The sequence below is a fragment of the Ohtaekwangia sp. genome (genome assembly GCF_036568665.1).
In the GTDB taxonomy this organism is placed as follows: Bacteria; Bacteroidota; Bacteroidia; order Cytophagales; family Cyclobacteriaceae; genus Ohtaekwangia.
In genome coordinates, this window is sequence record NZ_DATCSD010000052.1 from 1 (window position 1) to 2907 (window position 2907).

4 protein-coding genes are annotated in these 2907 nt (G+C 45.3%); all 4 read left to right on the forward strand.

The window, feature by feature from the left end:
- Positions 1-89: 89 nt before the first annotated feature.
- The gene (locus VIN08_RS02895) at positions 90-986 is read left to right on the forward strand and encodes a HAMP domain-containing sensor histidine kinase (RefSeq protein ID WP_331959955.1); all 897 of its coding nucleotides are present in this window, start codon (positions 90-92) and stop codon (positions 984-986) included.
- Positions 987-989: 3 nt separating this feature from the next.
- Positions 990-1487, forward strand: a complete 498-nt coding sequence (locus tag VIN08_RS02900) for a chemotaxis protein CheD (protein ID WP_331959958.1) — start codon at positions 990-992, stop codon at positions 1485-1487.
- Complete coding sequence (locus VIN08_RS02905) at positions 1484-2527, forward strand: chemotaxis response regulator protein-glutamate methylesterase (protein ID WP_331959960.1); 1044 nt, start codon at positions 1484-1486, stop codon at positions 2525-2527. Before VIN08_RS02900 ends, VIN08_RS02905 begins: the two co-directional genes overlap by 4 nt.
- Positions 2528-2532: 5 nt before the next feature.
- A partial coding sequence (locus VIN08_RS02910) for a hypothetical protein (protein WP_331959963.1) occupies positions 2533-2907 on the forward strand: 375 nt, incomplete at its 3' end.

Here is a 2907-nt window from a genome sequence, read left to right on the forward strand (position 1 = left end):
ACCTGTTCATTGGTCACTCCGAGTCGCTGCATCAGTTTGATTTACCGATCATACAAATTCGCCCGACCATTTTTACCAAAAAATAAAGTATGAGCAAAGCGGAACTAGAGAATCTCTCCAATGAAGAGTTACTCGCAGAGCTAAAGAGACGACTGCAGGAAGGTGGTGTAGAAGAGTTCCGTGAATTTCAGGAACTGGAAGATCAACTGAACATGGTAAGCAAAAAGCTTCGTGAAGCAGAGCAAGGTAAATCTGATTTTCTTTCGAACGTACGCAACGAAGTAAACAATCCGCTCACCTCTATACTGGGACTATCCAATTCTATTGTAAACATGACCGAAGATACTCGCGTGAAACATCTCAGTGAGTTAATCCATCAACAGGCATTCGAGCTCGACTACCAGATGCGCAATATTATTACGGCCGCAGAAATTGAATTGGGAGCAGTAAAGCCGCTGGCTTCCAAAGCAAATATCCGTTCGTTGATAGAAAGCCAGATAGAATATATAGCACCGCGCTTAGCTGCATGCAGTGTTGCTATAGAACTGGATATACCGAACGAAATCCAGTTTACCACCGATGCCAGCATACTGCAGACTATATTTCTGAATCTGCTGGCCAACGCTGTCGAGTTCAGTGAACCACAGGGAAAAGTGTGGGTAAAGGCGGTAGCTGAAAGCGATGCGCTTGTACTCGTTGTCCAGGATTTTGGTAAAGGTATAGATGCTGCTCAACAGAAATTTGTATTCGACCGGTTTCGCCAGCTCGATGCAGGAGCAGCCAAAGCACATCACGGACAAGGACTGGGTCTTGCTATAGTAGAAGAGCTCACAACCTTATTGGGTGGCGGAACTATTCTCGACTCGGTGATCAACAAAGGAACCACCGTTACGGTACGGATCCCCGAGCTCACAACAGAGAATTTATCATCCGATACATCTTTTTTTGGCAACGAGATTTTATTTGATGCAAGTGAAGAATTTTAAACGATGGCGAAAGCTACTCCCGATATAGCCCATCACTTTTTATTTCCTTCTACCCTGTTGGCGGAATCAAAACCACATCTTGTTCAAACGATATTAGGCTCCTGTGTAGCAGTGTGTTTATATGATACAAGGATCGGTATAGGAGGTATAAATCATTATATGTTGCCCTTGTGGACGGGCAATGGTCTGCCATCTCCCAAGTATGGAGATGTTGCGATCGATCTGCTGGTAGAAAAGATGCTGAGCCTCGGGGCGCAAAAGCGCAATATGATCGCGAAAGTATTTGGGGGTGCCAGTCAGAATAACCTCGGGCACACACTGTTTGAGATAGGCAAACGAAATATAGCGATCGCAGAAAAGAATCTTTACCAGCATGGCATCAGTATCGAAGGAAAAAGTACGGGTGGCGATCGTGGAAGAAAAATACTTTTTAATACAGCAAGCGGTCAGGTGCTGATGACGTTCCTGGAAAAATTTGACTTGAAAGTTTCACCGATATGAAGCGACTACGCGTGTTGATCATAGACGACTCCGCTGTTATCAGGCGAGCGTTTACCGAGATACTAAATCAGGATCCGGATATAGAAGTGATGGGCACGGCTGCCGATCCCTATATAGCAGCGTCCAAAATAGCAGAAGAAGTACCCGATGTTATTACGCTGGATGTAGAGATGCCGCGTATGGATGGTCTTACATTTCTGCGCAAGCTTATGTCGCAGCATCCTATACCGGTGGTGGTAATCTCAAGTCTTACTGCACATGCAACAGAATCTGCTATACTCGCAATGGAGTATGGTGCCGTATCGGTATTGAAGAAGCCCGACACCTATATCAGCCTGCAGGCAGATATAGCACACTATATTATAGATGCAGTGAAGTCGGCAGGCAAAGCGAAGCTACGCAGAAAATCGGCAGCCGATACACGTGAGAAAGCGATCCGTGTAAAGCGACCCTATAGCGAAAGCATGGCGCAAACTACCGATAAAGTAATTGCCGTGGGTGCTTCTACTGGTGGAACCGAAGCTATACTTGAATTTTTACGTGCGATGCCACTGGATACATACGGCATTGTGATAGTACAACACATGCCCGAAGTATTTACCCGATCGTTTGCCGATCGCCTCAATAACATCTGCGATATTACTGTAAAAGAAGCTGCGCATGGCGATACTGTTATACGAGGTCGCGCGCTCATCGCTCCCGGCAACAAACACATGGAGCTAAAACGAAGCGGAGCACGCTACTATGTAGAGCTCAACGATCATGAACCTGTTAATCGTCATCGCCCTTCTGTCGATGTACTCTTTCGCTCAACGGCTAAATATGCCGGCAAAAATTCCATCGGTATCATTATGACAGGCATGGGGGCCGATGGTGCAGCCGGGCTTCTTGAAATGAAACAGGCCGGTGCAGAAACAGTAGCACAAAACGAAGAGAGCTGTGTAGTGTTTGGCATGCCTAAAGAAGCAATCAAATTAGGTGCGGCCAACAAAACGCTTGCACTTGAGCGCATAGCCGATTACGTAAGCCGAATAAAATAATACACATGAGAAAGGCAGGCCACTCTATAGGTATAGCAAAAAATATACTCGCACTTTGCCTGGCCATACCGTTGTATGCTTACAGTCAAACTAAACCTAATCTTGCGGACTTTCCTAAAAAAGGCAGCTATCTATATTATGGTCAGCCAGCGTTTGAGGATAATTCATTTCTGCTGGAAGAAGCCTTCAACCAGGAGATGGGCGTATTGCAGCACATCTTTACTTTCTACTGGGATAACATACATACCAGTAATCTGAACTATTCTTTTACGCAGGAGATTCCATTAACCAATCTTCGACACCAGCTCAGCTATACTCTTTCTTATTCGATGCTGAAAGATGAAAGTGGAAAGTATATCAGTGGCTTTGGCGATACGTAT

Excerpts from the sequence above, each read along its gene's own strand:
- VIN08_RS02895 (WP_331959955.1), top strand. The coding sequence starts at position 90 with ATGAGCAAAGCGGAACTAGAGAATCTCTCCAATGAAGAGTTACTCGCA.
- VIN08_RS02900 (WP_331959958.1), top strand. The coding sequence starts at position 990 with ATGGCGAAAGCTACTCCCGATATAGCCCATCACTTTTTATTTCCTTCT.
- VIN08_RS02905 (WP_331959960.1), top strand. The coding sequence starts at position 1,484 with ATGAAGCGACTACGCGTGTTGATCATAGACGACTCCGCTGTTATCAGG.